Origin of the sequence: Rhodopseudomonas pseudopalustris, assembly GCF_900110435.1 — a bacterium.
GTDB lineage: Bacteria > Pseudomonadota > Alphaproteobacteria > Rhizobiales > Xanthobacteraceae > Rhodopseudomonas > Rhodopseudomonas pseudopalustris.
In genome coordinates this window covers 315,839-341,543 of record NZ_FODT01000007.1, presented here as the reverse complement: position 1 = coordinate 341,543, position 25,705 = coordinate 315,839, and the positions used below count along the sequence as shown (strand labels likewise).

The following is a 25,705-nucleotide window of genomic DNA, read 5'->3' as shown; positions in this document are numbered from 1 at the left end:
GCAACCCGCTTCGAAAAGACCGCCCGAAACTTCCTCGCCGTCGTCACCCTCGCGGCCATCATCTTATGGATGCGATAAGTGTCCACACCACCTAGCGTGTCCGATCGCAACGGCCATCCACCAATGGAATCATGCCCACCCCAATTTCGGTATTATGCCACTCCGGGGAACTTCCGGGGCCAATGCGACTTGTCATTGCGCATTTTAGATGCACCTGCGGCGGGGGTACGCCTTGGATAATTCGATCGTCATTCTGGTCGTCGAAGACGATCCGATGATCCAGAGCATCGTGCTGGAAGCCCTCGAAGAAGGTGGTTTCGAAGCTGTGATCGCATCCTCGGGCGAGGAAGCGGTTGATCTGCTCACGGACGGCGATCGCTTTCGCGGACTGGTGACCGATGTCAATCTCGGCCGCGACCGGATGCCAGGCTGGGAGGTCGGACGCCGCGTTCGCGAAATCGATCCCGCCTTCCCGGTCGTTTACATGACCGGCGACAGCGCTGCGGAGTGGGCGGCCCGCGGCGTTCCCAACAGTATCCTGCTGACCAAGCCTTTCGCGCCATCGCAGGTGGTTGCCGCCGTCACGCAGCTCCTCAACACCCCCAATGCGGGCGCGTCTCCGAACACATGACATCCGTGTCGATATCCGTCAGCGCGTCAGCTGTTTCCTGACACTATCCGGAATCTTGCTTGCGTCATCGGAGGCAGCTTCGGATCGACAGCCAATCGCAGCCGGTTTATTTTTAAAAATCAGTGACATTACCATCGTTCGGAACCAACCTCCGAGACCGGCTGATTCAGGACCTCAATGAAACGGGGACTTAGTTGGACAAGTTTCTTCGCGAGGAAAACCTGAAGCTGTACAGGCGCCTGCTGGCGGAAACGCACGATGAGGAGCGCCGCCGGGTGTTGGTACAGCTGATCGCCAACCTGACGCGCGAGCAATCCGGTCGTGGCGAGACGTGACGGCAGCTATCAGCTGCGCACGGCAAAGTTAGTGCCAGTTATGCTCCAATCCGATTGGGCTCCAATACGGATGATGCAGTCGACCGACCTTTGAAACTTAGTGGTATTTGATTCCACGCAATGCGGCGCGAAGGCTCGCGGATAGCCTAAGCCTCGTCATTGCCGAACTTTCTAGAGGTGGGGAGTTCCGACGCTGACGGGGAGCCCCGAACATGGCCTCGTTCGGGGCTCTCTTTCGTTCTGCTGATGGGCTCTGTGCTAAATTGGCGCGACACTCTGGCGCACGTTCCGCTGACAGCGGTCTGCGCGAAGCGCACCGCAAAATTCGCCTCGCCGAGCGCCCTCACCATCGCCATTCATCTTCATTGTGCCATCCGTTAGTCTTACGCCATCACAACATTTTCCAATCGCTGATGACCTAGGTATTGTGTCTCCGGCAGCGGCCCGCGAGATCCGGCCCGCCGCTGCCGTTGCGCGACGAGTGACCCGTCGCTTTGCAAAGATCGTGCGCACGGCGAAGGAGGGGCGACGTCAGTCGCTCGCATGGGCCCGAAGGTAAACGCTCGGGTCGTCTGTCAGAGGGAGTGTGGGAATGCGTCTCGGAACTTTGATCGTGATGATGACGGCGGCCATCGCGCTGGCCGGCTGCGATACCGGCCTGGGAACGCCCGGCCCGAAGGGCGAACAGGGCGCGCAGGGACCGGCCGGCCCTCCTGGCCCTCCCGGCAAGGACGGCGCCTCCGCCACCAGCATCCGCACGGTGGCGTCGACCTCGTGCTCGTCGAACGGCTGCCCGTCGGCCTGCGACAGCGGCGAGACACTGGTTTCGGCGCTCTGCGTCGGCAACGCGTCCGCCAAGTTCAGCGACTCGATCAGCGTCCAGAACGGCGTGATGACCGCGCGCTGCGGTCCGAGTTCGACCAGCATCGTGCTGAGCTGCGCGCGCAAGTAACCGCTCAGACGAATCGACAAGGGCTGCCCCGGGAGGGCGGCTCTTGCCACCCGCCAACGATTTGAGCAGCCCCCCGCATCCGGCTACCGCGGCAGTGAGCACGCACGCGATACAAGCGGCGATCACCGATCAATTTCGCGGTATATAAATACCTTATTGATTCAAATCAAATGATCGAAGCCGGGGCCGGCGATTGTGCTGGAAAGTTCGAGGAAGCCCCCGGCCCCGCCCGATGTCGCATGTGATTTATAAATGCCCGCGGACCGCCATGAAGGTTCAGGCATGGGTCGCTGAGGAACACCCTCAAGCGGCATCGACGTTCGAACTGGTGCGCTGTCCGGCCTGCACGCAAGTGCATTTCGTCAACCGCGCCGACGGCAAGCTGCTCGGCGACAAGTCCTAGAGCGTTTTCGAGCGAAGCGGAAACCGGTTCGCCTGAAGAAAACGCGTCAGAACAGAAAGTTAGAGGTCCGGTTCTGATTTGATCAGAACCGGAAAAGCTCTGGCCCCGGTCCGCGTCGTCCTGGATTTCGCGCCAAATCAGAAAATCGAAATCGCCATCATGCTCGGGGTTTGAGCATGATCTTGTCCGAAAACCGGCACCCACTTTTCGGGATCATGCTCTAACCGGAGCTACGCGCCTCGCCGTCCGGCAACCGCGCCTTGTCCGGCGCGATCGCGCTTCGCAGCGACGGATATACTTCGATATGGCCGTTGTAGTTGATGAAGCCGAGTTTGCGAAACTTGTTCATGAAGTGACTGACGCGCGAGCGCGTGGTGCCGATCATTTCGGCCAGCGTCTCCTGGCTGATATCGACCGGAAGCGACTTTGCCGTATCGCCGGCGCTGAAATCAGCGAGCAGAAGTAACAGCCGCGCCAGCCGCTTCTCGCTCGAGTTCAACAACTGATCGATCAGGTCTTCCTCGACCCTGCAATTGCGCTTCAACAGATGCGTCAGGAAGAACTCGCACATGCCGGGCTCGCGCTGAAGCGTCGAGATCAGCATGGTGTTTGCAAGCGTGGTGACGACGCAGTCCTCAAGCGCCACCGCCGTCGACAAGCGCCGGCGGCCGATCAATCCGCTCTCGCCGAAAAACTGGCCGGGCTGCAGGATCGCGACCACGCCCTCCTTGCCCTGCTCGGACATCACCACGAGCTTGGCCCGACCGCGCTGCAGAAACAGCACGCTCTCGGCCTCGTCGCCCTGCGCAAATATCGCCTGATTCTTGCGGAACTGCTGGACGGCCCGGCCCGGCCCAGCGCTACCAAGAAACGCCTTGGAATCGAACGCCGCCTCGTATGAATTCACACGTCGTGTCCCGCAATCGAAAACGACCAACCGGGCCGTTACCCACGGCGGTCGCACAGCCTCACGGCGAAACACTCGCCGCGACTGTCCTTCAACATCAATTCGGGATAAAAATCTGTGCCGTTTTGATCACGCCATTCAGACCTGGCGCACTTACCAGCTTGTATTAGCGCATGATACCGAAAGTAGACGCCGGTTTTCAGAAATGATCATGCTCAACGGGCACCTGGAGCGGGATGACAGTTCGAAGACAAGTCATCCTACTCTATTCCGCGGCGGAGCCGTTTTTCTTCTGTCTGGTCGTCGCTGTTTTGGCCTTGGGGGTCGCGGAGGAGTCGCCACTACGCACATCGCCCCAGGGATCGTTCGACGCCTTGGCGTCGGGAATCTTGCGCAGCGATTCCCGGTAGGCCTTCTCACGAATGGCGTCCTGAGCCTTTTCCTCAGGCGTCTTGTGCTGGATCTCGGGGACGAGATTGACGTTGGGCATGCCCTGCGCATAGGCCGGCCCGGCCAACAGGACGCTCACGGCGACGCCGCGCAACAACTTCATTCGAAACTCCTTCGCGTGCATGACGGTCGCGGCATTAGGGACGCTCGGACCTGCAGGACTTCGGCGATTGCGTCCAATCCTCCCAGATCGGACCGCATTTGGTACAGCCGTTGAGAAGGATCGCCGCACCAACCACGCCGAAAATCAGAGCCGAACGCTTGACCATACGCCACCCCACAAAAACTGCCGGACCTTAAGGGAACGACCGTGGCGTTTTCAAGCCGCCCCGAATCGGGTCCGCTCACCGGAACGACCGGTCGGAGCAAGCTCCGTACGGCGACGTACAAAACAAGGAACGGGAGACCACATGCCGGAGAGCGGGACAACCACGGATTTTGGCCTCGACGACGCGAGGCGCACGCTCAGCGATGTATTCGCGCCCTGGGTGCTCGATCTCGGCCTGACGGTGGATGCGATCGAGACCGCGCCGCCGCCCGGTGCTGGCGGCGACTGGCAGCCCGGCGCGACGCTGCGAATGGGGTTCTCGGATCGGCTCTGCCGCAGCGGCGGCATCGTCTGCGGACAGGCGCTGATGGCTCTCGCCGACACCGCGATGGTGATCGCGATCCTGGCCGCCAATCGCGGCTTCAGGCCGATGACCACGGTCGATCAGACCACACATTTTCTGAAAGCGGTCGCCTCGTCCGACGTGCTGGCGGACGCGCGGGTGGTGCGGCTCGGGCGCACCATGAGCTTCGGCCGGGTGACGCTGCTGAGCGCGGCCGATGGCAAGCCGGTGGCGATGGTGTCGAGCGCGTTCGCGATGCTTTGAACGGGGCCGGCCCCGGACGCCCCCGGTGCAGGGGCGTTTGGTAAACGAAGTGTAAAGCGACACCGGCCGGGCGCGGTGATCGCGTTCAGCCGTTTGTAATTCGCATGCGCGATGTTCGCAGCCATCGACGGTAAGCTCGGACAACGGCGATGACAGAACGACGAGGCGCGCCGCGCCACAGGGTGTTCAAACGCGGAACGATCGCATTCAGCGGTGCGGGATTCGATTGCACCATACGCAATCTGTCGGCGACCGGGGCGCGGATCGACGTCGAAGCGCCGGTCGCCCTGCCCGAGGAATTCGTGCTGGTGATCGAGACCGACAAGGTGAAACACCGCTGCCGCCCGGTATGGGTCGCCGCCCGGCGCATCGGCGTCGCCTTCCAGTAAAACGGGCGAGCCGTGGCTCGCCTTCGTCGACCGCATTGCGCTGAGATCAGTAGCGGCCGCCGCCGATCCGCCCGCCATTGCCGCCGCTCGGTCCACCGCCGTAGCCGCCACCGTAGCCCCCACCCCGAATGCCGCCGCCGATCGAAATGCTCGGGCCGCGCGGCGGATCGTAGTAGACCGGCGGCGGACGCCGCACCACGACCACATCCTCCACGTCGTCTTCGTAATACACCCGCTCGCGCGGCGGCTTCACGGCCGTGCGCTTCGGCGGCTCGGCGCGCTCGGCCCGCTTCGGCTTGGTCTTGTCGATCTTCTTGTCGATCGCCGGCGGCGTGCTGCATGGGCAGGTTGCCGTTGCCGCGGCCTGAATCGCCGGCGGCGTCAGGCTGGCCTGCGTGGCGGCCGGGATCGCCACCGCGGGCACCGGCTTGTTGCGCTGCCGCTCTTCGAGCTTTTTCGCGGTCGGGGTCAGGTCGCTGTCGGGGTACTGGTCGAGGAAGGACCGATACGCCGGCCCGCTGTTGGCGAGGACCGCCCGGTTCCAGGCCTGCATCTGGCGAAAGCGGTCGAGCCAGCGCTTCGCCTCGGTGCCGAGCGGCGGCTCGGCATACAGTGACACGAACGCCTCGTAGGCGTCGCCGGAACCGTCGGAGACGATAAGCTCGTTGGCCTGTTCGATCGGCTTACCCTTCAGGAAGGCCTTCCATTCCTCGACGGTGCGTTTCTTCTCCGGCTTGATGCCGTCCTCGGCCGAGCCGAAGAAGCGGAAATCATCCACCAGCGACGAGCTTTCCCACGGCGTCTGCCGGCCGGAGGTGGCCTGATTGACCGCCAGCCGCACCCGCTTGAAGGTGTCCTCGATCTGCAGACCGCTCTCGCGACCGGCCTTCAGCAGCGCCGCCGTGTAAGGGCTGTTGGCGCCGCCGCCGTCTTCGGCTTCGGCGCCCGGCGAGGTCGAGAACGACAGGAAGGTGCCGGGCGCTCCGGTCTTGGCATCGACCAGCGCCAGCCCCTGGCCGGTGATCTTCTTGATCTCGGGGAACGGATTGTTGCGGCAGGCATCGAGCATGATGATCCGGGTCCGCGTCGGCACCGAGGTCAGGGTGTTGAGCACGTCGTTGAGCCGGACCGCCTGCAGCGGAATGTCGGCCTCGCGTTTCGGATCAACGTCCACCGGCACCAGATAGTTCTCGCCGTCGACCTGGATGCCGTGGCCGGCATAGAACATCAGCGCCACGGTGTCCGGCCCCTTGGCCGCAACCTTGGCGGCGAAATCGCCGACCATCTGCCGCAGTTCGGTCTGGCTGAGATCGTTGGCGGCGGTGACCTCGAAGCCGGCGTCGCCGAGCAGCTTCTCGATCGCCTTGGCGTCGTTGACCGGATTGGGCAGCGCCGGCACCGCGCGATAGGCCGACTGCCCGACCACCAGGGCAACGCGGCTTTCGGCCAGCGCCGCTTCCGTCCCGAGCAGCATCGTCGCCGCCAGCGCCGCGTTCCACAGCATCGCACGCAACATCGGCCCGTCCTTTCCTTGATCAATTCCCGCTGTTGGTCGGTCGCCAGCACAAGCGGGTTCACCACCGGCCCGTGGCAATTGCACGCCGAACCTCAAAAAACGGACCGGCGCCGCGCCCGGCCGCTCGCGCCGGCAAGCCGCGGTTAATAATACCCCCTAAAATGGTCTGCGGAACTCACTCAATCTCGGGATCTCTAAGTTACTTTCCGACCGGCACAAGCGCGCCGCGTGACTCGCGGCTGCGCGCTCGCGCGGGAAGGGGTGGACGTGGTCGACATTTCGAGTTCATCGCCGATCACACGCGCCGAGCAAGGCGGCGCCGCGACGGCACGTGCCGCGCTGCCGCTGATCGCCGAGATCGATTGCGCTGCATGGCGCGACCTCGCCGGCCGGGCGATCGAACCGAATGCCTACTACCTGCCGGAATGGACCATCGCCGCCAATGGCGACCGGCGTGCCCGCGCGGTGACACGTGCGCTGACGGCGCATGATACAGCCGGCGCACTCCCGGATTACTGCCGGTGCTCTCGGCCTGGCATGGCTTCCGGCTGCCGCTGCCGGTGCTGGTCGCCGCCGATCCGTTTCGCTCGCTCGATACGCCGCTGCTCGACCATGACACCGCCGACCGCGCCGCCGCCGTGATGATCGCACAGGCGCGGGCTTCGGGCGCTCGCGCTTTGCTGCTCCGCGACGTCGCGCGCGACGGCGAGGCCGTCCAGGTGTTTTCGCGCGCCGCTGCGGCAGAGGGCCTGGCGCCGGTGCTGCTGCGCGGCTGGTCGCGCGCCTGCCTCGACGCCACGAGCGATGCCGACGAGCTGCTGCGCGACGCGCTCGGCGGCAAACGGTTGAAGGAATATCGAAGGCTGATGCGCCGGCTCGGCGATCACGGCGAGGTACGCTTCACCGTGGCGCGCACGCCCGACGCGGTGGCGCAGGCCTACGAAGTGTTTCTCGCGCTCGAAGCCAGCGGCTGGAAAGGTCGCCGGGGAACAGCTTTGCTGCACCAGCCCGAACTGGCGGCTCGGCTCCGTAGCGCGGCGACGGCGCTCGCCACGCGCAACGCCTGCGAAATCGCGCTGCTGCACGCCGGCAACGCGGCGATCGCCGCCGGCATCGTGTTGCGGCACGGCGACCGCGCCTATTTCTTCAAGCTCGGTATCGCGGAGAGCTTCGCGCGCTATTCGCCGGGCGTGTTGCTGACACTGGAGCTGACGCGGCATCTGTGCGCCGATCCCGCGATCACGATGGCGGATTCCACCGCGAGCCCGGATCACCCGATGATCGATCCGATCTGGCGCGGGCGCTTCGCCGTCGGCGACCTACTGATCCCGCTGCGTCCGCTCGATCCGCTGTTCGGCCCGATCACACGCGCACTCCGCGCCCGCGAGGCGCTGCGGCAGACGGCGAAGCGGTTGCTCAAACGCTAACTTCTCGTATCTGACGCGTCTTCTTCACGCGAACCGGGATCCTCTTCGCTCGAAAACCCGAGAGTTACTCCGCCGCCTCGGCGTTGATCTCCGCCGAAATGTGACGGATGGCCTTGGCGAGCTGCGCCGGGTCCTGCGCGCCGGACACCGCGTATTTCTGCGCGAACACGAAGGTCGGTACGCCGGAGATGCCCTTCTCGGCCGCCTCCTCCGCCTGCCCCGAGATCAGCTCGATATCCGCGTCGGTCGCGAGCCTGGCGCGCACCTCGGCGGCGTCGAGGCCGACATCGGCCGCGGCCTGCACCAGCACCTCGGTGTCGGTGAGATCGCCGCCGTCGCGGAAATACAATTCCATCAACCGCTGCTTCATCGCGGGCCCCTGACCGATCGCCTCGGCCCAATGGATCAGCCGATGGCAGTCGATCGTGTTCGGCTGCCGCTGCACGCGGTCCGGATGATAGTCGAGCCCTTCCTGCGCGGCGACCTCGACGACGCGGCCCGCGATCTCCTTGTAGCGCTCGGGCGAGCCGAATTTCTTGGTGAGGTATTCGTCGCGTTCGATGCCTTCCCGCGGCACCCACGGATTGAGGAAGAACGGCCGGTAGTTGAGCTCGACCGGCACATCGGGGGCGAGCGCCAGCGCCTGCTCGATGCGGCGCTTGCCGATGTAGCACCACGGGCAAACGACATCGGACACGACATCGATCTTCAACGGCCTGATCGCGCTCATCGGCGCCTCCTTCGTCGTTCCCTTGCCGGACGGTCTCACAGAGATAGGCCTGCGGCAACGCCGCGCAAGACGTCAGAGGCTCGCGGCCATGCTGCGCAGCCGCGCCGCGGTGGCGTCGTCGGCCGCAAAGAACGTCTCGATCGCGATCTCCGACAGCGTGACGTCGATCGGCGTGCCGAACACCATGGTGGTCGAGATGAAACTCAGCACCTCGCCGCCGCGCTTCAATTTGAACGGCACCGCCACCGCATCCGCCGAAATCGGCGCGGCGCGGGCCGGCACCGGATAGGTCTTCAGTTCCTGATACAACGCGAGCAGTTGCGGATCGGCGGTCGCCTCGCATTGCCGGTGCAGCCGCTCCAGCAGATGCGCGCACCATTCGCCGAGATTGGCGGTGCGCGCCGCGAGCCCGTCGGGATGGAACGACAGCCGCAACACGTTGAGCGGCGGCGCCAGCAGATGCGGCGCGATGCCGTCCAGAATCGGCATCACCATGCGATTGGCCGATACCAGGTTCCAATGCCGGTCGACCGCGAGGGCCGGGCTGGGTTCATGCGCCTTCAAAACCTGATCGACCGCGGCGCGCGCGGCCGTGAGCGCCGGATCATCGAGCGTCCGTTGCGGAAACGCCGGCGCGAAACCCGCCGCCACCAGCAGCACGTTACGCTCGCGCAGCGGCACGTCGAGCCGCTCCGCCAGACGCATCACCATGTCGCGCGACGGCGCGGCGCGGCCGGTTTCGACAAACGACAGATGCCGCGCGGAAATCTCCGCGTCGACCGCGAGATCGAGCTGGCTGAGATGGCGGCGCTGCCGCCATTGCCGCAAGTAATCGCCGACGCGGACCGGCTGCGCACCGGCGGACGCTTTGGCGGAAGAGATGATCGTGGTCATGCCCCAAACTAGCATTCGCGCTTCGCAGCTTCCATGACCTTCGAGGTAATCGAACTCGGCGGCGAAGGTGGTCATCTTCCGGTGATCGCAACCGAACCGAAGGAGACGACCATGATTCACCCGTCACTGCTGCTCCGCCGCGCCCTTCAGGCCGACGCGCTGGTCAGCGGCGCGATGGCAGTGCTGCTGGCTTTCGGCGCCGGCGCGCTATCGCCCTGGCTCTCCCTGCCTCAGCCGCTGCTGTTCGAGACCGGACTGTTCCTGATCGCCTATGCGGCGTTCGTCGGCTGGCTCGGCACCCGCGCCACGCTGATCAAGCCGCTGGTCGTCGTCGTGATCATCGGCAACGCCCTATGGACGCTCGGCAGCGTCGCACTTCTGATCAGCGGCGCGGTAACGCCGAATGCGCTCGGCATCGCCTTCGTGGTGATCCAGGCGATCGCGGTCGGCGTGTTCGCCGAGTTGCAGTTCATGGGGCTCAGCCGCAGCCGTCCGGCGGCGACAGCCTGAGCGCGCTCAGGCGGCGGCCGCCGCGTTCGCCGCCGCCTTGCGCGGCGACGGTTTTGACGATGCAGCCTTTTTGGAGGATGCAGCCGTTTTAGACGATGAAGCCGCTCTCGATGAGGAACCCTTGGACCTCGCCTTCACCGGCGAGGTCTTGCCCTTCGAAGGCTTTTCCTTCGAAGGCTTGGCCGCTGGAGACTTGGCCGCTGGAGACTTGGCAGCCGAAGACTTGGCTTTCGCACGCGTCGCCTTCGGCGTTGCGGCCTTTGTCGTCTTCGGCGGTTTCGAAACCTTGGCTTTGCCGGCCTTCACATCCGCCTCAGGCTTGCCCTTGCCGTTGGACTTGCCCTTCGCCTGACCTGCAGCCTTGGCGGCTTCCTTCTCGGCCTGCTTCTGCGCCTTGCGCTCGGCTTTCTGCTTCAGCCGCATTTTCTCGGCGCGGGCCTCGACGCTTTTCTTCTTGCGCTTCTTTTCGCAGGCATCACATTTGCACCCGATCGGCTTCAGATATTCCTTGAAGTAATCGGTGCCGTAATCGTAGTTGATCTCTTCGCCCGGCTCGATGTTCTTGATGGCGCGGATGATGATCTTGCGCTTGCGCACACTGACATCCGACTCCGCATTCGGCTTGCAGGCGTGGTTGATGTAGCGCGCGATGTTCTTGCGCACCGATCCGTCCACGGTCCAGCGCTTGTTGATCTGGAACAGATATTTGTTCTCGACCGCGTCGTCCTTCTTCTTGTTGCAGTCGAGCATCGGCCCGAAATAGCGGACGATCTTGGCGCCCTTCTTGATCGGCTGGGTGGCGAACAGGCCGAGTCCGGTTTTGGAGCGGCCAACGCGGTAGGGCTTGTTCGACAAAGCGGGCATGATCTTCGGACGTTGCAGGCGTGGAAGGGATCGCAAGCGGGCCTTCTAGATCGATTCCGCGCGGATTGGCAGGGGTTTCGTGGCTTTCAGGCGAAACTTCCCCAGCTTGGATCGTCCGATCAGCGTAGTTCCGCCCAAAAACAAGGCCTCGATGATCCCCTGCCGCGTCGCACGCGCCGGCTCCCGCCCCGCGCGAACTGCGGCCGCGACCGTGCGACCTGTGAATTGGCCCCGGTTTACTTCGCCCAATACTGCCCGCAATATCCGCAACGGGCGCGCCGCTGGCCAGGGCCGGGCAGCGCCCCAACAGACCGAGAGGAAACTGCGATGAAAGCCGTGTTCGCCAAGCTCGGCAGCGACTTCTTCTCCACCATCATTTTCGTGGTGCTGTATTTCTCGACAGGCAATGTCGCGCTGGCGACGGCGGTTGCGGTGATCGGCGCTGTCGGTCAGTTCATCCATGCGCGGATCAAGGGGCTGCGGCTCGACGTGATGGCCTATGCCAGCGTGGCGCTGGTGGTCGTGCTCGGCGGCGCCACGCTGCTGACCAACGACCCGCGCTTCGTGCTGGCGAAGCCGAGCGTGGGCCACATCGCGGTCGGCGCGATCATGCTGCGGCGGGACTGGATGCTGCGCTACGTGCCGCCGATCGTCGCCACGACGATCCCCGAATATGTCCGGGTGGCCGGCTATCTGTGGGCCGCGCTGATGATCGCGCTCGGCGGCGGCGTGATCGCGGCGGCGCTGACCGGCGATATCAAGGTGTGGACCGCCTATGTGATGATCGTCGCGCTGGCCGCCAAAATCGCGGCGGTCGCCGCGCAATATCTCGTCTTCCGGCTGGTGATCCGCAACCGGCTCCGCGCCGCCGCCTCGATCTCTTCCGCGATGGCGGAATAGCAGTTTCGCGCGGCGGGAACGCTACATTCGCGGCGCGGCCGATGCGACGACCGCGGTGACGACGTGTTCGATCTGCGCGCGTGCCTTGGCGTAGCGCGCATCGCCTTCATATTCGACGACGATGCTGCGCGCGCCGTCGGTCAGCGCCGACGTGGTGAATGCCGCGGTCCCGGCACGGTCGAGCGGGACATGCGCCGCGAGCACGCAGTCGCCGTCGCGAACCGTCACCACGCCGCCCGGCACGCCGGCGCTGCCCTTCACCGTCACGGTGAAGGTCACAAGTTCGCCCGGCGCTGTGACGCCCTGCGACGACGACAGCGTCAGCGTGGGTTGCGCCGGCACATCGAGCGCGAGCTCAGCGGACTGGCTCGGCAGCACGATCACCGGCATCAGCTTGGCGCTGCCGCTGTAATCGGCGCGCAGCTTGTGACGGCCGGGCGCGAGATCGTCGACCGTGAGCTGCGGCTGCGCGACGCTGGTCCAGCCCAGCACGCGCATCGTCGTCATATCAAGGAAGGTGATGCGGCCATCCGCGACGCCGGCGCCGAGATCGGTCTTGATGTCCGCCGTCAGGGTGACGCGGCCATGCGCCATCGGATCGGCCGAGGCCGACACGGTGATCATTGTCCGCTCGCTGATGATTTCGTATTGCGCAGACGCAGCGCCGGTCAGCGCGACCGGCAGCAGCAGGGCGCCGAACGCCAGGCCGCCCAAATACAATAAACGCATGTCAAGTCTCCACCGAGCGAACGGTCGAACCTCGAAGCGTCCTCCGATGTTGAACATATCACGATTGGTGCGTCGCACCACAGGTACTCTTATGCTGGAAAGGCAGAGCAGAGCACCGTTTCCCCTCGCCCATAGGGGCTAGCGGCCCCTCGCCGCAGCCGATGCGGGCGATCAGGCTTGTTTGCGCGCCCTACGGCATACTAAGAGGGGCCGCCCGGCAGCCTTCGAGGCCGGACCCAAGGGAGAGACAGATGGCAGTCGACGGAAACTGGAAGATCACCATGAGCACGCCGATGGGCGAGCGGCAGGCCGACCTGACGCTGAAGGCCGACGGAACCACGCTCACCGGAACGCAATCCGCCGACGGCGATGCGGGAGAGATTTTCGACGGCACGGTGAATGGCGACGATGTCGCCTGGAAGCTGTCGATCACCAACCCGATGCCGCTGACGCTGAGCTACAGCGGCAAGGTGACCGGCGACAGCATCTCCGGCGAAATGGGCATCGGCCCGATGGGCTCGTTCCCCTTCTCCGGCGCACGCGCGTAACGGCTTTTTCCGCACTTCCCTCCCCCCGCTGTCGTGCGCTCTGGCGGGGAGAGGGCGAGACGTTGAGCGCCGCCGGTCCGCGCATCCGCCGCGCAGAAGCGATAGGGCCGCGGTGAAACGAGCCCGGCCTTCAACATCTGCAAATCCCCGGACGCTGCTACGCATCGGCGATGCCGCCGCAGCGAAGTCCTTCGGCACGCGCAACACCGGCCGACGCGCCGGGCGGTTGCTTCGCCTGGAATTGCATTGACACGTCGCCTCCTCGCTGGTCACATCCTTCGCATTGTTAGTCCGCGCATGGCTGCGCGAACTATCGGTCTTTCATTCTTAAATCGTTATTGCTGCAGGTGCATTTGCTCGTTGCATTTTGATAGTTGGCCGCTCGGCCTCCCGAAGGAGCAGCGCTGATCATGACGCCCCCTTTCAGATCGCTTCTGACCACCCTCGCCTGCGCCGCGCTGTGCGGCAACCCGGCCGCCGCGGCCGCCGACCGGATCAAGCCGGAGCCGACGCAATGGACGAGCAGCGGCGATCTCGGAAAGAGCGCCGACGCGCGGCAGAATCTCAGCGGCGCCGCCTGCGCGCCGACCTCGCCGCCGCTGCGATCCTGCCTGATCGTCAACGACGAGAAGAAATATGCGCAGGCCTTCAGCATCGCGGGAACGGCGCTGACGCCGGGCGCGGTGATTCGACTGGTCGACAAGGGGGATGACGGCGATCCGGACGCGGAAGCGACCGCCTATGACGACAGCCATTTCTATGTGACCGGCTCGCACGGCCGCAAACGCCACGACTGGAAAGCCCACAATCCATCGAGCTACGCGCTGTTTCGCTTTCCGCTCGACAAGGACGGCCAGCCGATCTTCGTCGGCGACGAAAAGGTGCAGGGTCTGGCGCACAGCGCGCGGCTCGCCGAGGCGCTGAAATCGATCAATCCGGTCGCCGCTTATTTCGACCAGCCGCTCGACGAAGGCGGGATCAATATCGAGGGCCTCGCGCTGCGCGGCACGCGGATGTATCTCGGCCTGCGCGGCCCCTCGCGCGACGGCGAGGCGTTCATCGTGTCGATCGACAAGGCCGCGCCGTTCACCCCGGATGCGCCGCTCGACGCCAAGCTGCATTCCCTGAAGCTCGGCCGCCACGCCGGCATCCGCGACCTTGCGGCGGTGAAAGACGGTCTCCTCGTCCTGTCCGGCCCGGTCAACGAGCAGACCGACGCCGCGCCGGCGGTGTTCCTGTGGCGCGCCGACGATCAGATTGCAAAGCTCGGCGAACTCGAGCTTCCCGACGTCAAGGGATCGGCGAAGGCCGAAACCCTGCTGGTGCTGCAGGACGCCGACGGCGCGCCGTTGCGCGTGCTGGTGATGTTCGACGGCCCCGACAACGGCCGGCCAACGGAATACGTCCTGCGGCGCTGAGCGGCGGGCGGCTCAATACCAGATCCGCATTGGCAGACCATGGTCGTCCAGAGGCGCCTCTCCGCTGGGCACGCGGGCATCGCTATCACGCGCCGCCAGCGCGCAGGCGCAAGCGTCGAGCACATCGTCCGCCTTGGCGCCGCGGCCGATCCGCGCTCGGTCCACCCACTGATCGATCTGATCAATCCCCTGCCAGCTCAGCAGATCGCGGCGAAGCCGCAGGCCCTCCGCAGTCCGCTTGGGCGGCAATGGCTGATCATCGTTCAATCGCCGGAACACCAGTTCCGGATGCGTCTCGCGGATGTCGAGCGCATGATGGGCGCGCACGAAGCTGTCGACCTGCATGATCTTCGGACCGAGATGCCAGAGCTGCAGCGATACTCGCGGCTGGCCGCGGGCGACCGCCGCAGCGTTGGCTCGGGCAAACTGATCGGGATAGCGAAATTCGGTCCACAACCAGCGCCGTGCGCCGGTGAACACGCGGCTGGTATGCGGCCGCAACAACGCCCGCGCCTCGAGATCGCAGGCGCGGGCGCCGTCGTCGCGGAGGCCGATCGGAATATCGATGGCGGCGCGGGTGAAGCGCTGCGCCGCGAGCCAGGAAATGTCCGCGATGAAATCGATTGCATGGCGGTCGCCGTCGAGCGTGACGGCGACCCAACCGTGTCGATAGCCATCGAGGCCGACGGCGATCATCGGCGACGCAGCGGCGTCAGCCGAGGTTCAACTCCTTGAAGAAGTCGTTGCCCTTGTCATCGACGATGATGAAGGCCGGGAAGTCGACCACCTCGATCCGCCAGATCGCTTCCATGCCGAGCTCGGGATATTCCAGCACCTCGACCTTCTTGATGCAGTGCTCGGCGAGATTCGCCGCCGCGCCGCCGATCGAGCCGAGATAGAAGCCGCCATACTTCTTGCAGGCCTCGCGCACCGCGGGCGCGCGGTTGCCCTTCGCGACCATCACCATCGAGCCGCCGGCGGCCTGGAACTGATCGACGAAGGAATCCATCCGCCCCGCGGTGGTCGGCCCGAACGCGCCCGAGGCATAGCCATCGGGCGTCTTGGCGGGGCCCGCATAGTACACCGGATGATTCTTGAAATAGTCCGGCAGCGGCTCGCCCTTCTCCAGGCGGTCGCGCAGCTTGGCGTGGGCGGCGTCGCGCGCGACGATCATCGTGCCGGTCAGCGACAGCCGGGTCTTGGTCGGATAGTTCGACAGCGTCGCGAGGATATCCTGCATCGGCTGGTCGAGGTCGATCTGCACCACCTCGCCGCCGAGCGCCTGCTCCACTTCCGGCAGATACTGCGCCGGATGATGCTCCAACTCCTCGAGATAGACGCCGTCGCGGGTGATCTTGCCGAGCACCTGGCGATCGGCCGAACACGACACGCCGAGTCCGATCGGCAGCGACGCGCCGTGGCGCGGCAGCCGGATGACGCGGACGTCGTGGCAGAAATACTTGCCGCCGAACTGCGCGCCGACGCCGAGCGACTGGGTCATCTTCAGGATGTCCTGCTCCATCTCCAGATCGCGGAAAGCATTGCCGTTTTCCGAGCCCTGGGTGGGCAGCGCATCGAGATATTTCGCCGAGGCGAGCTTCACGGTCTTCATGGTCGACTCGACCGAGGTGCCGCCGATCACGATCGCGAGGTGATAGGGCGGGCACGCCGCGGTGCCGAGCGTCATGATCTTCTCTTTCAGGAACGCCAGCAGCCGGTCGCGGGTCAGCACCGATGGCGTCGCCTGGAACAGGAAGCTCTTATTGGCCGAGCCGCCGCCCTTGGCCATGAACATGAACTTGTAGGCGTCATCGCCCTCGGCGTAGATCTCGCACTGCGCCGGCATGTTGTTGGCGGTGTTCTTTTCCTCGAACATCGACAAGGGAGCGACCTGCGAGTAGCGCAGATTGCGGCGCAGATAGGCATCGCGCGCGCCCTCGCTCAGCGCCGCCTCGTCGCTGCCGTCGGTGATGACGTTGCAGCCCTTCTTGCCCATGATGATCGCGGTGCCGGTGTCCTGGCACATCGGCAGCACGCCGCCGGCGGAGATATTGGCGTTCTTCAAGAAGTCCAGCGCCACGAACTTGTCGTTCGGGCTCGCGTCCGGATCGTCCAGGATGGCGCGGAGCTGCTTCAGATGGCCGGGGCGCAGATAATGGTTGATGTCCCCGAACGCCGCCTCCGACAACGCCCGCAGCGCTTCGCGCGACACCACCAGCATCTGCCGCCCCAGCACCGTCTCGACCCGCACGCCCTCCGACGTGATCTTGCGATACGGCGTCTCGTCCGGGCCCAGCGGAAACAGCGGCGTGTGCTTGTAGGGCGGAACCGGGGTAGCGGCGGACGGGACAGGCGTGGGAGCGTTCATGGGCGGGCCTCGGCAGGTGGAGTTGCCGAGTTGTCTAGTCGGTTTCGCCGGAGTTTTGAAGGGTTCAAAAAAGAGCGGTGGCGCTCCGTTGGCGCGTCTGCGGACTTCTCGATTGATATTTCGCGATCCCGAGCGCCATGAAAGATCGCGATGACGATGATGTGCTGACCGATCTCATCGCATTCAGACGATGACATAAGGCAGGCGCGGGACCACCCATTCTAGTGTACCGATCTCGGACCCGGACCGTCCCATCAAAGGGAACGATGTCAACAGTTCGGCGCTGCTGAACAGCCGCGCAACGACACTCTTTGCCGTCGCCGGGCTGTCTGTTGCGATCCATCTGTGGATCCCTTCGAGATCGGCCAACGCCTGATCGTCGAAGACGAGCTTCATTCGTCTGGCTGCGTCCCGAGCCGCGCAATCCGCTCTCGAGCTTCCTCATGAGATATCAGCCTGCGATCAGGCTGCGCACGGCGACGACGAACTTCGGCCACCTGCGCATCAGTCAGCGATGTGTCGTGCAAATGCCTGACGTAGTCGAGCAACGCCCCGGCCGCCGCATTCTGCTCGGCGTCCGACAACTGTTCGACCTCGCGCAAAGCCTGCTCTAGCAGTTTCGTCATGATTTCAACCTAGCACAGCGGCCCGACTTTTTCACCCCTTCAACCGCGCGCGACCGCGATATCAGAGCAGCAATCTCGCCGCTTAGGTGAACCGGAGGCCAACCGACACTTCAGGTTGGCGAAGGCCAGATCGGCTCGGCCGCTCCGCCCCATTTTGCATTCTCCCGCGCCTTCGCTATGTTTCTTGGCCGGGTTGTTCGCGGAGCATTGCCTGATGATCGTCCTTTCAGCCGCCTTGTCCCTCCCCCGCTTTGCGCGCCTCGCCGCCCTCGCGCTCACCGCATGCCTGCTCGCCGCCGCCCCCGCCCGTGCTGATCGCTGCGACGATCTCGCCGCCCAGCTGAAATCGCAGATCGACGGGATCACGATCGGCAAGACCATTGCCAACGTGATCTATCTGTCGCATCCGGCGGCGAAGTCGTTGCGGCTGGGCTGCCCGAACCGCACCATCAAGAACGAGGTGTTCGGGATCGCGCCGACGCGTCAACCGTCGCCGGCGTTCCAGGAGTTGATCGCCAGCGCCGCGGCGATCGTATTCACGATCCCGAAGCCGGACACGCTGCGCGGCGTCAAGCGCTGCTTCGGCCGGATCGGCCTGCTGCGCGGTAACGACGTCAAGTCGCGCTACCGCCGTCTCGACATACGCTGCATCCGCGGCAAGGCCGACTCGTCGATCGCGGTGTCGCGAAGCAACGCGGAGTGACGCCGCGAAGGTAACGCTCGACTTTTAGCCAAATGCGATCGGGCGACTGCGCGCAAACTTCATCTGCTGGGGGGATGATGATGCGGTCCGACGACGGGCGCGGTTTGGGGGCCGAGCACTCCGCTTCAAGCCGCACCATGTGATTGTCGGTGACACTCGCAAACCTACGAGGATCAATCATGAGTAGTATTTCGAGCGTGTCCTCGACGCCCGTCTCGAAGCCGGTTCAGGCGAGCCCTCCACCCCCGCCGCCGCCGCCGCCGGCCAAAGACGACGCAACCACGACGCCTCCCCCCAAGGCGGCGCTGCCGCCCGGACAAGGCACGCGGGTCGATCAGCTCGCCTGAGCGACGATCTACCCCGGTGATCAGCCCCGCTTCGCGCGGGGCTTTTCACATCCGCTTCAGAGGCTCACCGCTCCGCCCCGGTTCCATTGCCGTTCCATTGATGCGCCTGCGCTATCGCCTGCCGTCCGGCGTCTGCTAATACAGGCGCGCGCCGGCGCCCGACCGGCGGGATGGCGGAGCGACACCATGACTGGCCTGAAAGTGTGCACCGGCGGCTGCCATTGCGGCCAGGTGCGGTTCGAATGCACCACCGACCTCGCAACGGTGACGGCGTGCAATTGCTCGATCTGTACCAAGAAGGGGCTGCATCTGACCTTCCTGCCGCCCAAGAGCTTTCAGCTGCGCGCCGGCGGTGAGAGCCTGAAGGAATATCTGTTCAACCAGCGCGCGATCAGCCACCAACTCTGCAGCGAATGCGGCGTCGAAGTGTTCGCCCGCGGCACCAAGCCCGACGGCAGCGAAATCATCGCCGTCAACGTCTCCTGCATCGACGGCATCGATCTCGCGGCGCTGAAGATGACGCCGATCGACGGACGCAGCAGGTAGCGGCGACCGGCGTCGACTACTTGTCCAGCGCCTTGTAGCGACGAAAGATGCCGTCCTCGTTGAAAGCGATGCGGCGGGGGCTTTCGAGATAGGCGTTGATGTTCGGGCGCGCGGCGACGCGGTCGTGCAGCTCGATCAGACCCGGGGTCTTGCGTTCGATCTTCGCCATCGATTTCGGGAACGCGTAGCGCATTCCTTCGACGATCTGGAACAGCGACAGATCCGCGTAAGTGAGCTTGCGGCCGGTGACGAACGGGCCGCCGCTGCCGCCGATCAGGCGCTCGAAATAGCCGAGATATTTCGGCGCGCGTTCCTTGCGGAACTCGGCGCTGCGCAACTTCGCCGGGCCGCGCTGGTCTTCGTAGTACAGCGAGGTGCCGATCGGATGATGGGTGTCGTGGACCTCCTGCACGAAGTCGGCGATGGTGAGCTGGAGCTGATGGACCCACAGCCGCCCGGCCTCTGTTTTCGGCGCAAGGCCGTGGCGTGCGCCGAGATACAGCAGGATGTTGGCGGTCTGGCCGATCACCAGCGAACCTGCTTTGAGAAACGGCGGCGCGAAGGGCGGCGCGCCCTTGTTCGCCGCCATCATCTGCATCATCGCCCGGACGCCGGCCTTGTTGCGGCGCGCGACGTCGACATAGTCGACGCCCGCCTCCTCGAGCGCAAGCCGAACATACTCGCCGCGGCCCTGAATGGTCGGCCAGTAATACAGCTCGTAACGCATGGGTGATTTTCCCCGCCGGTCTCCGCAAGGCCTTCGTCAGGATAGCCCAATGCCCGAGCGCGGCCTCAGTTCACCGCGAAGCAATACAGCAGCGCGTCGCCGCCGGTGCTCTTGACGTCGTTCTGCGAACATCCGCCGTCCGGCCCGCGCGAGGGATGCGAGCTGTTCCACGATTTCGACGGCTCGTCGTCGCGCAGCCCGATCCGGTCGGAATGCCCGACCATCGCTGCGCCTTGCAGGCTGCTCGTCCAGTTCTTGCAGGTGCGATCCTCGGGCCCGGCGAAAGCGGTGCCGTCCGGCTGCGAGCCGGTCAGGATGTCGTGGCGGTTCGGCGTGTCGCCGCGGCCGTTGATGACCTCGCCCTTTTCGCTGAGCGCGGTCTGCTTCGTCAGCTTGTTCGCGTCGTGCAACTCGGTGACGTCCTTGGCGATCAGCTCGCCCTTGACGTTCTGCCAAGGCCCCTTGCCGATGCGGTCGCGGGCGTTGATCGCGGGCTTGCCGTCTTCGGCCTGGGTCGACAGATAAGCCCGCCAGGTCTTGCCGCCGATGCCGGCCGCCTGCGCCAGTTCCTGGCAATGATTGTCGGCGCCGGCGAGGCCGCCGAGATTGCCGCCATTGCCGATGCTCTTGCTGGTGACGAAGAAGCTCGCATTGGCCGTCTGCGCCTGCGCCGCGGGCGCAGCCCAGGCGGCTAAGGCCGCGACTGCAGTGGCTTTGCCGACACGCGACAATGCCTTCAATCCGATCCGCATAAGGTCCTCCCGTTCGTCGTTGCCTCGGGGGTGAGCGTGGCCGCAGACCCGTCTGGGATCAACCCGCTTTTGCGGTGATTGTGCCGCGACCTGTCGGGCGTGCGCGCGCCAAAAAAAAGCGCCGCGGAAACATCCGCGGCGCTTGGGTCTTTGAGGGAAAGCGAGGCTCAGGCGGTTTGCTGGATCGCCGACAGTTCCCAGTCGGCGCCCGACCGCCGCGCGAAGGTCCACACTTCGGTGACCTCGATCGGCGTTTCGCTTCCGGAGACGAGCCGGTTGGTGCCGCGCTCCAGGGTCTTGTCGACCAGCGAGAACCGCATCGCCACGGTGGCGTAGTCGGTTTCGCCTTCGCGCCACGACTCGGCGAGATCGCCCTGCAGCAGCTTGACGTCCGACACCTTGTTGATGTCGTTGGCCGCCTTGTTCTCCGCCAGATCCTTGGCGAAATACGAGGCCATCTCGGGGGTCGTGAGCTGGTTCAGCTTCTCGACGTCCTCGTTCGACCAGGCGGACTGAACGTCGCCGAGCAGACGCTCGAACGCCTCGTAGTCCTCCGGCTTGATCTCGAGCGGCGGCGCATTCGGGGCGCTGCCGCCGCCACCGCCGAAGCCGAAGCCGGTGCGATAGCTCGGCTCGGGACCCGGACCGACGGTCGGACCCGCGTTGGAGGCATAGGCCGGGGCGGGCTGCGGGTTCTTGCGACGCTGCCACCACGACCAGGCGAGCCGCGCGACCACAACGACCAGCAAGACCTGCAGGACGAGGCCGATAATCGAGGCGAAGCCGCCGAGACCCGACATGAAGCCGCCGCCGAACAGCATTCCGAGCAGGCCGGCGCCGAGGAAGCCGGCAGCGAGGCCGCCGAGCATGCCCATGCCGGGCCGATTGAAGAAGCCGCCCTTGGCGGCCGCGCCGGCGGCCGGAGCGGCCATTCCCGGGCTGCCCGGCTGGGCCATGCTGCGATTGAACGGCTGCGCCGTTCCCGGCGCGGTCGGCGTCGATTGCGGCGCCGAGAAGGAGCGCGAACCGCGCGATCCGGAGTTGCCGCCGCCGCCGACGCGCGCGTCAGCTGCCGACGAGAGCGCCAGCGCCAGCGGCATGGCCAGCGACAGGGTCACGGCCAGTGCAGCAACGGCGCCACGCGTGCGATGAAAAAAGTTCATTGGTTTCCCTCAATCCCCGGCAGGGGGAAGCTCGATTAAAATGGGCAGCGCCACCCAAAAGGGAAGCCTCCGCGACGTCGCAGGGGGCGTCGCAAGCTGCGACGCTCGGTCGCGGCTGGCGCTAGCACGATGAAATCCCGGCGAAACTACGACGAACGGCTTAGTTCGGCGCCATGGTTTCCTTGACCTTGGCGACCAGCGCGCTCAGCGCGAACGGTTTGGCAAGGAAGGCGAACTGTTCATTCTCCGGCAGGCTTTTCTCGAAGGCGTCCTCGGCGTAGCCGGAGACGAAGATGATCTTGAGGTCGGAGTTGCGCGCGCGCATCGCTTTCAACAGCGACGGCCCGTCCATCTCCGGCATCACCACGTCCGATACCACGAGATCGACCGAGCCGCCATGCTCGTCGAACGCCTCCAGCGCCTCGATGCCGTTGGACGCCTCGATCACGTTGTAGCCGCGCGAGCGCAGGCCGCGGGCGTTGAGCGAGCGCAGCCCCTCTTCGTCCTCGACCAGCAGGATGGTGCCCTGCCCGGTCATGTCGGCGCGCTGCTTGGCGGCGGCGGCCGCTTCGCTCGACACCGCGATGCTGGTCACGACCGGGGCTTCCGGCAGCACTTCAACCGCATCGTGGCGCGGCAGGAAAATCTGGAAGGTAGTGCCTTTGCCGGGCTCCGAGTCGACATACACGAAGCCGCCGGTCTGCTTGATGATGCCGTAGACGGTCGACAGCCCGAGGCCGGTGCCCTTGCCGACTTCCTTGGTCGAGAAGAACGGCTCGAAGATCTTGTCGACGATATCGGCGGGAATCCCGGTGCCGGTGTCGCTGACGTCGATGCGCACATAGTCCGCCGCCGGCATTCCCTTGTGGGCGAGCTGCGCGGCGTCCGCTGCGGTCACGTTGCAGGTGCGGATCGTCAGCTTGCCGCCATCGGGCATCGCGTCGCGCGCATTGACCGCGAGATTGACGATCACCTGTTCGAACTGCGAGACGTCGGCCTTCACCCGCCACAGATCCCGACCGTGCGGCATTGTGAGCGTGACCTTCTCGCCGATCAGCCGCTTCAACAGCCGGTCGATATCCGTCAGCGCCTCCCGAAGATCGAGCACCTGCGGCCGCAGCGTCTGCTTGCGCGAGAACGCCAGCAGCTGCCGCACCAGCGTCGCGGCGCGGGTGGCGTTCTGCTTGATCTGCATGATGTCCTGGAACGACGGGTCGGTCGGCTTGTGCGCGTTCAGCAGGAAGTCGTTGGCCATCATGATGGCCGAGAGCACGTTGTTGAAGTCGTGCGCGATGCCGCCGGCGAGCTGGCCGATGGTATCCATCTTCTGCGCCTGGTTGACCTGGTTCTCGAGCGCGCGACGCTCGGTGGTCTCGAGCAGATAGACGATCGCGGCCTCGGCATCGCCGTCGTCGGCGACCGCCGTGACGAAGAACTGGCCCCAGCGCTCCTTGGCGCCGTCGAGCATCACCTCGACCGGCGCGATGTCGGCCTGGCCTTGCGCAGCCTGATCGATCGCACCGCCGAGGGTGTTGCGATCGCGGATATTGACGGCAGCGAGGATCGACTTGGCGGCGGCGCCGGTCGGATCCAGGCTCTGCGCCAGCTTGGCGAAACGGGCATTGGCGCGCACCACGACGCCGGACTTGTCCACCGTGGCGATCGCCATCGGGGTGTGGTCGAAGAACCGCATGAAGCGGATCTCGGCGGCGCGCTGCGGATCGAGCCGCTCGTCGCGGGCGCGGCTGATCACCAGCGTGCGCGACGCGCCGGGCGCGCCGTCGGCGCCGAAGGCGAGCTTGTGATACAGTCGCACCGGCATGGTCTTGCCGTTGCGCATCTTCAGATCGATGTCGAAAACCTCGGTTTTCACCTCACCCGGCTCGGGCACGATCGAGGTCAGCAGCGCCGCGCCGTCGCCGGAGACGATGTCGCCGAGCTTCAGCCCGCCGGAGCCGATCTCGGCAAGGTCGTGGTCGAGCCAGTTCGCCAGGGTAGCGTTGACGTAGACGAGATTGCCGTCGGCATTGACCGAGAAGAAGCCGCAGGGCGCATGGTCGAGATATTCGATCGCGTGCTGCAGCTCCTGGAACACGTCCTCCTGGTGCTCGCGGTCGCGGGTGATGTCGGCCAGCGACCAGACCGTCTGCCGCGCCTCGCGCTTGCCGGGTCCGAGCGGACGCACCCGCATCCGCATCCAGCGGCCCTGCGCGCCATCGGCGCCGGCGACCCGGACCTCCTCCTGCAGCCGCTTGCCCTCGCGCGCCGCCTTCAACAGGCGGAATACCGCCTCGGACACGTCGGGGTTGCCGATGAACACCCGCTCGACCGGGCGGACGTCCTGCATCGTCGCGGCGCCGGTCAGCGCCAGATAGGCCGAGTTGGCGTAAACCACATGCCCGCGCGGATCGGTCACCGCGATGCCGTCGAACGCGCCTTCGGCGATCGCCCGCAGCACCGGATCGTCGGCGGCCCGGTCGGCGAAGCCGACGATGCCGGCGGCGAAGGCGAACAGCATGAACAGCCCGACCATCGCCAGCAGCGCCAGCAGGCCGAGAATATAGGGCTGCGCATCGGCGCGGCCGAGCGTCATGAACGCCACGGCGGCGGCGACGATGGCGCCCGCCACCAGCAGAACCAGCACGATGCTGCCGCCGCGGCGCGCCGGCTCCGCCGCAGCGGTCGTCGGAGCCTGATGGTCGTTGATGGTCATGGTCACCGAACCGATCCCTTGCCCGCCTGCGCAGCGGCGGCCGGCTCCCACCTGCCTGAATCGGAGCCGCCCGCGCAAGACCATCCTCGGCCCGGGAAGCTTCCCCGGCCGGCCCGGACGCCGCTGCGGATGCGGGGCTTCCGGGGATGCCCGCCCTCGCCAACGGCTCGCAGCAGCCTCGCCATCCGGCTCAGCCCCGCCGCGCGGAGAAGCCGCGCTTCAGGTTCATGACATAGCCGATCACCTCGGCGACCGCGTGATAGTGCTCGATCGGGATTTCACCGTCGACCTCGACGGTGGCGTAGAGCGCGCGCGCCAGCGGCACGTTCTCGACGATCGGGACGTTGTTGGCCTTCGCCACTTCCCTGATCTTGAACGCGATCGCGTCGGCGCCCTTGGCGACGCAGATCGGCGCCTGCATGCCGCGCTCGTATTTCAGCGCCACCGAGAAGTGGGTCGGGTTGGTGATGACCACCGAGGCGCTCGGCACCGCCGCCATCATCCTTTTCTTCATCCGCTGATAGCGGATCTGCCGGATCCGCCCCTTGATGTGCGGATCGCCTTCCGATTGCTTGTATTCGTCCTTGACCTCCTGCAGCGACATCTTTTGCCGCTCGTGCCAGGTGCGATACTGGAAAAAGTAATCGCCGGCTGCGACGAAGGCGAGCACCGCCGCAACCGATCCCATCAGCTTCAATGTCAGCCCGACGGTGACGCCGAGCAGCGAGACCACGTCCATCTGCAGCAGCGCGTCGAGCCGATCGCGCTCCGGATACAGCACCGCGACCATCACCACGCCGAGCGCGATCACCTTGAAAAGGCCCTTGAGAAAATTGGCCAGCGCCTGCTTGCCGAACAGCCGCTTGGCGCCCTCCAGCGGCGACAGCTTGCTTAATTTCGGCGTCAGCCCTTCGGTGGAGAACACCAGGCGGTGCTGGATCAAATTGCTGCCGATCGCGACCAGCATCAACAGGAACAGCGGCACGCCGAGCACCGAGACCAGCATCAGCAACAGGCTCTTGGTCAGCGCCAGCAGGCCCGCGCCATCGACCTTGAGCATCCAGGATTTTTCGATCAGCGCGCGCATCGGACCGGTGACGCCGGTTCCGATCGATCCCGAGAACGACGACAGCAGCAATGTTGCGCCGGCGATCACGAACCAGGTGTTGACCTCCTGGCTCTTGGCGACGTCGCCGCGTTTGAGCGCGTCGTCGAGGCGCTTTTGTGTTGGTTCTTGTTGTTTCTCTTCGTCATTATCGTCGGACATCGCTCAGCCTTCCCG

29 protein-coding genes and 2 pseudogenes are annotated in these 25,705 nt (G+C 65.4%); 15 read left to right on the top strand and 16 right to left on the bottom strand.

The genetic code is table 11. The features are described 5' to 3' along the window. From BMY71_RS24440 to BMY71_RS25460, 5 genes and pseudogenes are all read left to right on the top strand, one after another. Window positions 1-78, top strand: a pseudogene (locus BMY71_RS24440) (IS5/IS1182 family transposase); the annotation flags it as partial. A 130-nt stretch (window positions 79-208) separates the two neighbouring features. Then, window positions 209-631: a response regulator gene (locus BMY71_RS15950; RefSeq protein ID WP_049760677.1), complete on the top strand. Its 423-nt coding sequence runs from the start codon at window positions 209-211 to the stop codon at window positions 629-631. Window positions 632-825: 194 nt separating this feature from the next. After that, window positions 826-966, top strand: a complete 141-nt coding sequence (locus tag BMY71_RS24940; RefSeq protein WP_011502146.1) for a hypothetical protein — start codon at window positions 826-828, stop codon at window positions 964-966. Between the two features lie 592 nt (window positions 967-1,558). Continuing rightward, the gene (locus BMY71_RS15945; RefSeq protein ID WP_011502145.1) at window positions 1,559-1,918 is read left to right on the top strand and encodes a hypothetical protein; all 360 of its coding nucleotides are present in this window, start codon (window positions 1,559-1,561) and stop codon (window positions 1,916-1,918) included. A gap of 268 nt (window positions 1,919-2,186) precedes the next feature. Continuing rightward, the gene (locus BMY71_RS25460) at window positions 2,187-2,321 is read left to right on the top strand and encodes a hypothetical protein (protein ID WP_283804818.1); all 135 of its coding nucleotides are present in this window, start codon (window positions 2,187-2,189) and stop codon (window positions 2,319-2,321) included. 220 nt (window positions 2,322-2,541) lie between these two features. On the opposite strand, the gene BMY71_RS15940 is transcribed toward BMY71_RS25460, so the two are convergent. Together BMY71_RS15940 and BMY71_RS15935 are read right to left on the bottom strand one after the other, a co-directional pair. After that, complete coding sequence (locus BMY71_RS15940) at window positions 2,542-3,228, bottom strand: Crp/Fnr family transcriptional regulator (protein WP_092684997.1); 687 nt, start codon at window positions 3,226-3,228, stop codon at window positions 2,542-2,544. Between the two features lie 265 nt (window positions 3,229-3,493). Beyond that, entirely contained in the window at window positions 3,494-3,781 is a 288-nt protein-coding gene (locus BMY71_RS15935; RefSeq protein WP_092684995.1) for a hypothetical protein, read from the bottom strand. A 307-nt stretch (window positions 3,782-4,088) separates the two neighbouring features. On the opposite strand from BMY71_RS15935, the gene BMY71_RS15925 reads away from it, so the two are divergent. Together BMY71_RS15925 and BMY71_RS15920 are read left to right on the top strand one after the other, a co-directional pair. Next, on the top strand, window positions 4,089-4,553 hold the full coding sequence (locus tag BMY71_RS15925) for a PaaI family thioesterase (protein ID WP_011502141.1): 465 nt from the start codon (window positions 4,089-4,091) through the stop codon (window positions 4,551-4,553). Window positions 4,554-4,702: 149 nt separating this feature from the next. Next, the gene (locus BMY71_RS15920) at window positions 4,703-4,942 is read left to right on the top strand and encodes a PilZ domain-containing protein (RefSeq protein WP_092684991.1); all 240 of its coding nucleotides are present in this window, start codon (window positions 4,703-4,705) and stop codon (window positions 4,940-4,942) included. Between the two features lie 46 nt (window positions 4,943-4,988). Here BMY71_RS15920 and BMY71_RS15915 read toward each other — a convergent pair whose 3' ends face one another. Beyond that, window positions 4,989-6,458: a caspase family protein gene (locus BMY71_RS15915; RefSeq protein WP_092684989.1), complete on the bottom strand. Its 1,470-nt coding sequence runs from the start codon at window positions 6,456-6,458 to the stop codon at window positions 4,989-4,991. Between the two features lie 267 nt (window positions 6,459-6,725). Here BMY71_RS15915 and BMY71_RS15910 point away from each other — a divergent pair. Continuing rightward, window positions 6,726-7,885 (top strand): annotated as a pseudogene (locus BMY71_RS15910) (GNAT family N-acetyltransferase). Between the two features lie 64 nt (window positions 7,886-7,949). Here the strand turns inward: BMY71_RS15910 and BMY71_RS15905 are convergent. Next, entirely contained in the window at window positions 7,950-8,615 is a 666-nt protein-coding gene (locus BMY71_RS15905) for a DsbA family oxidoreductase (protein WP_092684987.1), read from the bottom strand. Window positions 8,616-8,687: 72 nt separating this feature from the next. Continuing rightward, entirely contained in the window at window positions 8,688-9,509 is an 822-nt protein-coding gene (locus BMY71_RS15900) for a helix-turn-helix domain-containing protein (protein ID WP_092684985.1), read from the bottom strand. A gap of 111 nt (window positions 9,510-9,620) precedes the next feature. Between BMY71_RS15900 and BMY71_RS15895 the strand changes: the two genes are divergently transcribed. Continuing rightward, window positions 9,621-10,019: a hypothetical protein gene (locus BMY71_RS15895; RefSeq protein WP_092685031.1), complete on the top strand. Its 399-nt coding sequence runs from the start codon at window positions 9,621-9,623 to the stop codon at window positions 10,017-10,019. 6 nt (window positions 10,020-10,025) lie between these two features. Here BMY71_RS15895 and BMY71_RS15890 read toward each other — a convergent pair whose 3' ends face one another. Further along, window positions 10,026-10,883: an SET domain-containing protein gene (locus tag BMY71_RS15890; RefSeq protein ID WP_092684983.1), complete on the bottom strand. Its 858-nt coding sequence runs from the start codon at window positions 10,881-10,883 to the stop codon at window positions 10,026-10,028. Window positions 10,884-11,210: 327 nt separating this feature from the next. Between BMY71_RS15890 and BMY71_RS15885 the strand changes: the two genes are divergently transcribed. Continuing rightward, window positions 11,211-11,783, top strand: a complete 573-nt coding sequence (locus BMY71_RS15885; protein WP_092684981.1) for an inner membrane-spanning protein YciB — start codon at window positions 11,211-11,213, stop codon at window positions 11,781-11,783. Between the two features lie 21 nt (window positions 11,784-11,804). On the opposite strand, the gene BMY71_RS15880 is transcribed toward BMY71_RS15885, so the two are convergent. Beyond that, window positions 11,805-12,512 (bottom strand): Ig-like domain-containing protein, encoded by a 708-nt coding sequence (locus BMY71_RS15880; protein WP_092684979.1) that lies wholly within the window; start codon window positions 12,510-12,512, stop codon window positions 11,805-11,807. Between the two features lie 251 nt (window positions 12,513-12,763). On the opposite strand from BMY71_RS15880, the gene BMY71_RS15875 reads away from it, so the two are divergent. Continuing rightward, entirely contained in the window at window positions 12,764-13,060 is a 297-nt protein-coding gene (locus BMY71_RS15875; RefSeq protein ID WP_092684977.1) for a hypothetical protein, read from the top strand. Between the two features lie 410 nt (window positions 13,061-13,470). Beyond that, the gene (locus BMY71_RS15870) at window positions 13,471-14,478 is read left to right on the top strand and encodes a DUF3616 domain-containing protein (RefSeq protein ID WP_092684975.1); all 1,008 of its coding nucleotides are present in this window, start codon (window positions 13,471-13,473) and stop codon (window positions 14,476-14,478) included. Between the two features lie 12 nt (window positions 14,479-14,490). Here BMY71_RS15870 and BMY71_RS15865 read toward each other — a convergent pair whose 3' ends face one another. The 4 genes from BMY71_RS15865 to BMY71_RS15850 form a co-directional block, all read right to left on the bottom strand. Beyond that, window positions 14,491-15,174 carry a DUF429 domain-containing protein gene (locus tag BMY71_RS15865; protein ID WP_092684973.1) on the bottom strand — a complete coding sequence of 228 codons (684 nt, stop codon included), beginning with the start codon at window positions 15,172-15,174 and terminating at the stop codon, window positions 14,491-14,493. A gap of 16 nt (window positions 15,175-15,190) precedes the next feature. After that, window positions 15,191-16,846 carry a fumarate hydratase gene (locus BMY71_RS15860; RefSeq protein ID WP_092684971.1) on the bottom strand — a complete coding sequence of 552 codons (1,656 nt, stop codon included), beginning with the start codon at window positions 16,844-16,846 and terminating at the stop codon, window positions 15,191-15,193. Between the two features lie 183 nt (window positions 16,847-17,029). After that, window positions 17,030-17,242 (bottom strand): type II toxin-antitoxin system RelE/ParE family toxin, encoded by a 213-nt coding sequence (locus BMY71_RS25295; protein ID WP_244526074.1) that lies wholly within the window; start codon window positions 17,240-17,242, stop codon window positions 17,030-17,032. After that, window positions 17,239-17,472, bottom strand: coding sequence for a hypothetical protein (locus BMY71_RS15850; RefSeq protein WP_011502126.1), 234 nt, complete (start codon window positions 17,470-17,472; stop codon window positions 17,239-17,241). Before BMY71_RS15850 ends, BMY71_RS25295 begins: the two co-directional genes overlap by 4 nt. A 214-nt stretch (window positions 17,473-17,686) precedes the next feature. On the opposite strand from BMY71_RS15850, the gene BMY71_RS15845 reads away from it, so the two are divergent. From BMY71_RS15845 to BMY71_RS15840, 3 genes are all read left to right on the top strand, one after another. Then, on the top strand, window positions 17,687-18,175 hold the full coding sequence (locus BMY71_RS15845) for a hypothetical protein (RefSeq protein ID WP_092685029.1): 489 nt from the start codon (window positions 17,687-17,689) through the stop codon (window positions 18,173-18,175). A gap of 179 nt (window positions 18,176-18,354) precedes the next feature. Continuing rightward, window positions 18,355-18,522: a hypothetical protein gene (locus BMY71_RS24935; protein WP_175557688.1), complete on the top strand. Its 168-nt coding sequence runs from the start codon at window positions 18,355-18,357 to the stop codon at window positions 18,520-18,522. A 186-nt stretch (window positions 18,523-18,708) separates the two neighbouring features. After that, on the top strand, window positions 18,709-19,068 hold the full coding sequence (locus BMY71_RS15840; RefSeq protein ID WP_011502124.1) for a GFA family protein: 360 nt from the start codon (window positions 18,709-18,711) through the stop codon (window positions 19,066-19,068). Between the two features lie 16 nt (window positions 19,069-19,084). On the opposite strand, the gene BMY71_RS15835 is transcribed toward BMY71_RS15840, so the two are convergent. From BMY71_RS15835 to flhB, 5 genes are all read right to left on the bottom strand, one after another. Beyond that, complete coding sequence (locus tag BMY71_RS15835; RefSeq protein ID WP_092684969.1) at window positions 19,085-19,795, bottom strand: glutathione S-transferase; 711 nt, start codon at window positions 19,793-19,795, stop codon at window positions 19,085-19,087. 65 nt (window positions 19,796-19,860) lie between these two features. Next, window positions 19,861-20,547, bottom strand: coding sequence for a lectin (locus BMY71_RS15830; RefSeq protein ID WP_092684967.1), 687 nt, complete (start codon window positions 20,545-20,547; stop codon window positions 19,861-19,863). A gap of 167 nt (window positions 20,548-20,714) precedes the next feature. Continuing rightward, complete coding sequence (locus BMY71_RS15825; RefSeq protein ID WP_011502121.1) at window positions 20,715-21,710, bottom strand: Tim44 domain-containing protein; 996 nt, start codon at window positions 21,708-21,710, stop codon at window positions 20,715-20,717. Between the two features lie 160 nt (window positions 21,711-21,870). Beyond that, entirely contained in the window at window positions 21,871-24,423 is a 2,553-nt protein-coding gene (gene cckA, locus BMY71_RS15820; RefSeq protein ID WP_244526076.1) for a cell cycle histidine kinase CckA, read from the bottom strand. Window positions 24,424-24,613: 190 nt separating this feature from the next. Then, window positions 24,614-25,690, bottom strand: coding sequence for a flagellar biosynthesis protein FlhB (flhB, locus tag BMY71_RS15815; RefSeq protein ID WP_092684963.1), 1,077 nt, complete (start codon window positions 25,688-25,690; stop codon window positions 24,614-24,616). Window positions 25,691-25,705 lie beyond the last annotated feature (15 nt).

What these genes read in the sequence shown, in the direction of transcription:
- BMY71_RS15950 (WP_049760677.1), top strand. Translation starts at nt 209, where the DNA reads ATGCACCTGCGGCGGGGGTACGCCTTGGATAATTCGATCGTCATTCTG.
- BMY71_RS15945 (WP_011502145.1), top strand. Translation starts at nt 1,559, where the DNA reads ATGCGTCTCGGAACTTTGATCGTGATGATGACGGCGGCCATCGCGCTG.
- BMY71_RS25460 (WP_283804818.1), top strand. Translation starts at nt 2,187, where the DNA reads ATGAAGGTTCAGGCATGGGTCGCTGAGGAACACCCTCAAGCGGCATCG.
- BMY71_RS15935 (WP_092684995.1), bottom strand. Translation starts at nt 3,781, where the DNA reads ATGAAGTTGTTGCGCGGCGTCGCCGTGAGCGTCCTGTTGGCCGGGCCG.
- BMY71_RS15925 (WP_011502141.1), top strand. Translation starts at nt 4,089, where the DNA reads ATGCCGGAGAGCGGGACAACCACGGATTTTGGCCTCGACGACGCGAGG.
- BMY71_RS15920 (WP_092684991.1), top strand. Translation starts at nt 4,703, where the DNA reads ATGACAGAACGACGAGGCGCGCCGCGCCACAGGGTGTTCAAACGCGGA.
- BMY71_RS15915 (WP_092684989.1), bottom strand. Translation starts at nt 6,458, where the DNA reads ATGTTGCGTGCGATGCTGTGGAACGCGGCGCTGGCGGCGACGATGCTG.
- BMY71_RS15905 (WP_092684987.1), bottom strand. Translation starts at nt 8,615, where the DNA reads ATGAGCGCGATCAGGCCGTTGAAGATCGATGTCGTGTCCGATGTCGTT.
- BMY71_RS15900 (WP_092684985.1), bottom strand. Translation starts at nt 9,509, where the DNA reads ATGACCACGATCATCTCTTCCGCCAAAGCGTCCGCCGGTGCGCAGCCG.
- BMY71_RS15895 (WP_092685031.1), top strand. Translation starts at nt 9,621, where the DNA reads ATGATTCACCCGTCACTGCTGCTCCGCCGCGCCCTTCAGGCCGACGCG.
- BMY71_RS15890 (WP_092684983.1), bottom strand. Translation starts at nt 10,883, where the DNA reads ATGCCCGCTTTGTCGAACAAGCCCTACCGCGTTGGCCGCTCCAAAACC.
- BMY71_RS15885 (WP_092684981.1), top strand. Translation starts at nt 11,211, where the DNA reads ATGAAAGCCGTGTTCGCCAAGCTCGGCAGCGACTTCTTCTCCACCATC.
- BMY71_RS15880 (WP_092684979.1), bottom strand. Translation starts at nt 12,512, where the DNA reads ATGCGTTTATTGTATTTGGGCGGCCTGGCGTTCGGCGCCCTGCTGCTG.
- BMY71_RS15875 (WP_092684977.1), top strand. Translation starts at nt 12,764, where the DNA reads ATGGCAGTCGACGGAAACTGGAAGATCACCATGAGCACGCCGATGGGC.
- BMY71_RS15870 (WP_092684975.1), top strand. Translation starts at nt 13,471, where the DNA reads ATGACGCCCCCTTTCAGATCGCTTCTGACCACCCTCGCCTGCGCCGCG.
- BMY71_RS15865 (WP_092684973.1), bottom strand. Translation starts at nt 15,174, where the DNA reads ATGATCGCCGTCGGCCTCGATGGCTATCGACACGGTTGGGTCGCCGTC.
- BMY71_RS15860 (WP_092684971.1), bottom strand. Translation starts at nt 16,846, where the DNA reads ATGAACGCTCCCACGCCTGTCCCGTCCGCCGCTACCCCGGTTCCGCCC.
- BMY71_RS25295 (WP_244526074.1), bottom strand. Translation starts at nt 17,242, where the DNA reads ATGAAGCTCGTCTTCGACGATCAGGCGTTGGCCGATCTCGAAGGGATC.
- BMY71_RS15850 (WP_011502126.1), bottom strand. Translation starts at nt 17,472, where the DNA reads ATGACGAAACTGCTAGAGCAGGCTTTGCGCGAGGTCGAACAGTTGTCG.
- BMY71_RS15845 (WP_092685029.1), top strand. Translation starts at nt 17,687, where the DNA reads ATGATCGTCCTTTCAGCCGCCTTGTCCCTCCCCCGCTTTGCGCGCCTC.
- BMY71_RS24935 (WP_175557688.1), top strand. Translation starts at nt 18,355, where the DNA reads ATGAGTAGTATTTCGAGCGTGTCCTCGACGCCCGTCTCGAAGCCGGTT.
- BMY71_RS15840 (WP_011502124.1), top strand. Translation starts at nt 18,709, where the DNA reads ATGACTGGCCTGAAAGTGTGCACCGGCGGCTGCCATTGCGGCCAGGTG.
- BMY71_RS15835 (WP_092684969.1), bottom strand. Translation starts at nt 19,795, where the DNA reads ATGCGTTACGAGCTGTATTACTGGCCGACCATTCAGGGCCGCGGCGAG.
- BMY71_RS15830 (WP_092684967.1), bottom strand. Translation starts at nt 20,547, where the DNA reads ATGCGGATCGGATTGAAGGCATTGTCGCGTGTCGGCAAAGCCACTGCA.
- BMY71_RS15825 (WP_011502121.1), bottom strand. Translation starts at nt 21,710, where the DNA reads ATGAACTTTTTTCATCGCACGCGTGGCGCCGTTGCTGCACTGGCCGTG.
- cckA (WP_244526076.1), bottom strand. Translation starts at nt 24,423, where the DNA reads ATGACCATCAACGACCATCAGGCTCCGACGACCGCTGCGGCGGAGCCG.
- flhB (WP_092684963.1), bottom strand. Translation starts at nt 25,690, where the DNA reads ATGTCCGACGATAATGACGAAGAGAAACAACAAGAACCAACACAAAAG.